This is a genomic window from uncultured Dialister sp. (assembly GCF_900541605.1).
GTDB lineage: Bacteria > Bacillota > Negativicutes > Veillonellales > Dialisteraceae > Dialister.
In genome coordinates this window covers 1-5860 of record NZ_UQKJ01000114.1, presented here as the reverse complement: position 1 = coordinate 5860, position 5860 = coordinate 1, and the positions used below count along the sequence as shown (strand labels likewise).

The 5860-nt window shown below is 45.1% G+C and carries 4 protein-coding genes; 3 read left to right on the top strand and 1 reads right to left on the bottom strand.

Translation table 11 applies throughout. The features are described 5' to 3' along the window. Nucleotides 1-854: 854 nt before the first annotated feature. Complete coding sequence (locus QZR21_RS07610) at nt 855-1226, top strand: hypothetical protein (protein WP_296974724.1); 372 nt, start codon at nt 855-857, stop codon at nt 1224-1226. 53 nt (nt 1227-1279) lie between these two features. Here QZR21_RS07610 and QZR21_RS07605 read toward each other — a convergent pair whose 3' ends face one another. After that, a complete protein-coding gene (locus QZR21_RS07605) occupies nt 1280-1885 on the bottom strand; it encodes a hypothetical protein (RefSeq protein ID WP_296974721.1) in 606 nt (201 codons plus the stop codon). Between QZR21_RS07605 and QZR21_RS07600 the strand changes: the two genes are divergently transcribed. Both QZR21_RS07600 and QZR21_RS07595 read left to right on the top strand, forming a co-directional pair. After that, a complete protein-coding gene (locus QZR21_RS07600; RefSeq protein WP_296974719.1) occupies nt 1865-5314 on the top strand; it encodes a hemagglutinin repeat-containing protein in 3450 nt (1149 codons plus the stop codon). The two genes, QZR21_RS07605 and QZR21_RS07600, sit on opposite strands and share 21 nt — an antisense overlap. 23 nt (nt 5315-5337) lie before the next feature. Further along, nucleotides 5338-5667, top strand: coding sequence for a hypothetical protein (locus QZR21_RS07595; protein WP_296974717.1), 330 nt, complete (start codon nt 5338-5340; stop codon nt 5665-5667). The last annotated feature ends 193 nt before the right edge of the window (nt 5668-5860 follow it).

Genomic DNA, 5860 nt, shown 5'->3' with positions numbered 1-5860 from the left:
TCCAAAATCCGGGGGCCTCACTTTCGGATGTGTCCACTACTCGGGGTCCATTTTACAGTCTGGATCTCAACTCTCAACTCTCAACTCTCAAATCTCAAATCTGTATTATTCAGACACCACAAAAACACGGAACCCTATGCCGGAAATCTCTCATGCATCGAAGGCCGCCATGAATCAGGCATCAGCGCATTAGCAAGGAAGAAGATTGGTGGGATAAGATGGACTTTTCCTCTCTGCTCCCCGCTGCTCTAGGATCGGTCGTCAAAGCCTGCCGTTCCGTGTAGAGATAGTATTGGCGATATTTTCCGTGTTTTTGTATTTGTGAAACTTTGTCTTGCCGGTTGCAGGATCCTGCTTACCGCTTCCGTCCGGACGGGAGCGGGCGGGTAAAGGAGAAGCCCTGCGCAAACAGGCGCTTTCGTTTCCATCCCCTCCCTCTGCCTGGGATTTGAGGGATGGGGTGTACTTTTGTGAAAATCACCTGCTCTTAAGAGGGCCTCTGATTTACCCCCCCATATATTAAAATGCCTTTTCGAGGGTAAAATCACAACCAACTTTTGGGATATCTAATGCTTTGCTAATAAATTGGTACATGCACTATAGGAAGTGACTGAGGTGACTTAAGGAAGCGCTGATTAATTCGCAGAGTCAGATTTCATAAGGATTTTTATGCACTGCTTCGTCATAACTCTCCTTAAATAGCTCGCTATTCGCGTCGAGCTATTCCTCGCATTGCATAAAAATCCAAGAATGAAATCTGACAACGATTTAATCAGTGCTTCCCTAGAAAATAAAGACTGTAAAAAATAGATAGCCATATTTTCTACAGCCTTTTACTTGATTTACGGAATCCGGTGCAGTTATATGGCACCTATAAAATTATAAAAAATCCCGGAATGCCGGCTTTTACAGGATCTACTCCAGGGGATATAATGCCTGTAAAGAAGGGCATAGGATTTATCATTGTTTTCATAAATTCGGGGATGGATCTTATGGAAATGGAGAGAGTACTTTTCCTGGCTTTGGCTCTTACGGGCATTTCCTTGCCTTTTTCTGCTGCTGCCATGGGAGATATGAACTTCGTCCGTCAGGAGCAGGCAGCCCAGGAGAGGGAAAGGGAAACATTCAGAAATCGGCTATTCCAGGATACCTTGAAGCCAATAGAGACAGAAGAAAAGAGCGGTGAAGTGCCGCCTGTTTCATCTGTCTATTTTTATATGAACTAGTATCGGGTTTACGCTTGAATCCCGCCTTTATCAATCAGCACCGCTTCCTTTCTTCAGACTACATGTACAGACAGATGACCTGGGACCCGGATCGGGTCACCAAACGGCTGGGAGACGGATTCTATGAACAGGAACTGGTGAGACAGCAGGTCGCAGGCCTTACGGGCATGCGGTACATCAATGGCTATACGGACGATGAAGAAGAATACAAGGCCCTGATGGATGCCGGCATAGCCTATGCAAAAGAGTATGGCTTGAAGCCAGGCATTTCTCTTACCAAAGAACAGATGGCAGGCCTTACCAGTGACATGGTCTGGCTGGAAACGACCATGGTCACCGTTCATGGAAAGACCTATGAAGTCCTCTATCCGAAGGTATACCTGAAGCCGGAGACCATGACTCTCACGTCTGACGGCAGCCTGATCAGCGCCGATACTCTGGTGGCGGAGACGAAAAAGACACTGGAGAATAACGCCTCCATCCTCGGAAATACGGTGGTCCTGAAGGGAAATGATGTGGTCAACCTGGGGAGCATCCTGGGCAAAGACATTGCACTTAAAGCAGAAAGAGACATAACCCAGCAGGGCCTCATCACCGGTGAAGACCGGGCAGCCCTTACGGCAGGCAGGGATATCTCCATGGGAAATACCATCCTCCACGGGAAGAACCAGGACATCCTTAACACCACCGCCGGTATTGCGGTAAAGGGGAAAGAGGGAGTCCTCCTTATGGAGTCGGGAAGAGATATCCACCTCACCGGTGCTACACTGGAAGCCTTGGGAGATAAGGGCTCCATGATTCTCAAGGCAGGAAAGGATTTCATCCTCGATACGGACAGCCTGCAGGCGAAAAAGGACATGACTGAAAACAGGGATAACTATATCCGCACTTACAGGAAAACGGAAACCTCTGATACATTGGCTGCAGGAAAAGACATTATCCTGGCCTCAGGAGAGCATGTCTCCATCAGAAATGCAGTCATTGCCTCGAAAAACGGTGCGGTCACTGCAGCAGCCAGAGGTGACGTGACAGTTGCGAACGGATATAATGAAGCCAGGGACGACTATGGCCTGAAATACAAGGAAAAGGGATTCCTGTCCTCAAAGACTACCGCCATCAGAAGCCATGACGAAGAGAAGAAAGCATCACCCGCCATTATTTCTGGAGACACCGTATCCATCCTTTCCGGAAAGGACACTCATGTCTCCGGCTCCCGGATCATTGCCAATCATGACGTGACAGTAGCGGCAGGCGGAAATACCACCATTACCAGCACTGAAGAGAGGGAAGTCCACGACTTTGAGAAGGAAGTCCGGAAGAGCGGGCTCTTGGGCGGTGGCGATTTCGGTTTCACCATCGGAAGTGAAAAGAGAAAAGACCACTACGAAGAAGCGGTCATCTCGCAAAAAGGAAGCCTCCTGGGAAGCACGGAAGGAAATGTATCCCTCTCTTCCGGAAACGCAGTGACCATAGAATCCTCAGACCTGACTGCCGGGAAAAACATGACCGTGACCGGAAAGAATATCCTGGTATCCGGGAAAGACAACGTTTACACAACAAAGGAAGACCACAAATACAAACGAAGCGGACTCACTGTATCTTTAGGCGGAAACCTCGTCAGTACGGTGGATTCCATGACTGCGCCTTTCAGGCGGTCCGGTGAAGTAAAGGACCGTCGTCTCTCTGCTCTCTATGACGCCCAGGGGGTAAGAAATCTGTATGATGCCATCGGCGGCTATATGAAAAATGTAAAGACCATCGAACAGATGAAGGGAGATGCAGCATCCACAGGCCGTCTCATAGAAGCGACAGAAAAAGAGGGGATCCTGCCGGAGGGGATGAAGAATGACCTGCAGGGAATCATTAATCGTGACTACATCGAGATGGCGGAAGCCAAAACCGATAACAAAGCGAGAAGAAGTGTGGCAGTGGACGTATCTCTGGGCACATTTAAATCCCATTACACCATGGAAAACGTGGCGGCTGAAATAACCGGAAGCAAGCTTACTGCCGGAGAGTCCCTGGAGATGAAGGCAGATAAAGACCTTACGGTCAAAGGCAGCAGCCTTAGGGCAGATGACGTATACCTGGAGGCCGGAGAAAATATCCGTATCCTGTCCGGAGAAAACAGGAGCAGGACTACGGAAAAAGACACATCCTCCTCCGCCAGCCTGGGAGCAGGCTTCGGAAGTACCGGATTTACCGGAGCCCATGGTTCCTACAGTAAGGGAAAGCAGACCGTGGAAGAGGAAGACCTTACCCATACCGGCAGTCAGATAAAAGGGACTCAGGGAGTTCGGCTGGAAAGCGGGAAGGACACAGCTATCAAGGGAAGCCGCATCAGCGGAGGGAAGATAACGGCAGACATCGGCGGCAGCCTGGCCATGGAGAGCGAGCAGGATATAAAGAGATACCACGAAAAGGGAAAACAGGTCGGTATATCTGTGGGCTATGCGCCTGGCACAGGCAAGGCGGCTGGCTACGCATCAGCCGGTAGAGATCACATGGATTCAGATTATGCTTCTGTAACAGAACAGTCCGGAATATATGCCGGGAAAGAAGGCTTTGCCGTCCGGACGGGTGGCAATACCCATCTGAAAGGGGCAGTCATTGCCAGTGAAGCCAAGGAAGAGAATAATAGCCTGCAGACCGGTATCCTGAGCTGGGAGGATATAAACAACAGAGCAGAGTATAAAGCGGGGGGAGCTGGCCTCTCTTATGCACCTAAGGATAAAAACGTGCCCCTCAATGCCCGTGGCCTGACGCCGCAGATCCGTACACCGGCAGTAGGAAAAGCCGGTAGTATCACGAAATCTGCTGTGGCGGAAGGTCATATAACGATTACAGGCATGAAGAAACAGGATATTTCTGCCCTGAACCGAGATACGAAGAACAGTTTGAATCATCTGAAAGAGATTTTCGACAGTAAAAAGTTGGAAGAAAAACAGGAACTCATTCAGATAATGAACATAGTGGGAAACCAGGCTATTCATGAAGTTTCCGCCCACTACGGCTGGAAAGAAGGATCCAAAGAAAAAGTGCTGCTTCACGGAGCACTGGGAGCTCTGACCGGAAGCATGAGTGGGAAAGGTACCTGGACTGGGGCCCTATCCGGCAGTGTAAATGAATTCGCTGTAAAGTATATAGAGCAGACAAAGGGAATTCAATGGGTAGTACAACATTCGGATGTCGTACAGGGGATAAGTACGGTTCTTGGAGCAGTAATAGGTAAAGTTACAGAGAACAATGGTGACGGCAGTTATACACTACTAATGGGGACGAAATGGAATAGATTATCCGCAATAGCACAAGGCGATTTAAACAAAGCTTTTAAATTAGAGATGTCGTCAGAAACTAAGAATCCAGTTGAGCTTGTTAGGTTGTTGACAACATATATTAACATGAGTGAAGCGGCAGAATATCCCGCTTCACAAAAAGCTCTTCATGGCGTTTGGCACGCTAATACTATATATACATTACCTGAAGTAATAGTTAATAAACCAGAGTATAAAGCAATTGATCGAAAACTGTATAATGAAATAGCACTTAAATATAATCTGCAGATAAAATGGGATGATAAGAAAAGTGTACAAGGAAATCTTGAGGCACTACGGTATGATTTGGAATATGAAATATCTAAGGGACGAACGATTTTTCAAAGCAATGAGATTCAATATGGAGAATATAGTTTAGGATTTTTAGAGAATTTCTATAACGAAACGAGAATATCGAGATGGGCAGAAACGGCTAGCAGGATATTAACTGTAGGAGATTTATTAACGACGGATAATCGCGGTAAATTGATAACTGGAATTGCAGGAGGAATGGTCGGAGATTTGGCTGGTAAGGATCTAATTTCACCTATTATCATTGGTTATGCCATTCAATGGCATATACCTTTACTGCTTTCTGGAACCGTAGATGATATTGCTTTACTATCATCAGGAGCACTGGAATCGTATATTGCAGAAAAAATGTTCGAAAGTAAAGAAAGTTATATTTATTATATACAAAAATTAAGTCCAACTAATTATGATGAGAATGAGTTTAAACAAAGAACCCAGCATATCTTTAGCACAGAAGATTGATTTTCCTGTTTGGGAGGTAGTAAATGATAGTTACTGGTGTCTCTTTTTTTCTAGGGGCAGCTGCAATAGTAATGATTGTTATTTCACTTTGCGGAATTGTCATCTATGATATTATGGAAAATAGAATACATAGCGTAAAGAAATATTTAATTTTTATTTTATTGGGAGCATCCATGTTAATATTTGGATTATTATTTATAATAACTGGAGGAACTAACTTTCTTATTATTTTAAGAAATATGGGAATTTATTATAATATTGATACTCCATTTATTTTTTTTGATATTTATGTGTTGGAATTTTTTTATAATGATAAGATATTACTGCTATGTCTTATTACCGGAATATTCTAAATTAGAGGAAAACGTGAAATTAAAAATTGCAAAAAAAACACTATTGATGGCATTATGTACAACAGTTGTTAACTTACTTATTGAATGGGAATTTTACGGAACCATCGTGAGTGTAATTAGATTTATAGCATAAGCATATATAGTAAACGACATTAATTACTTTACTTTAAATCAATGTATCTATGTGCTATAC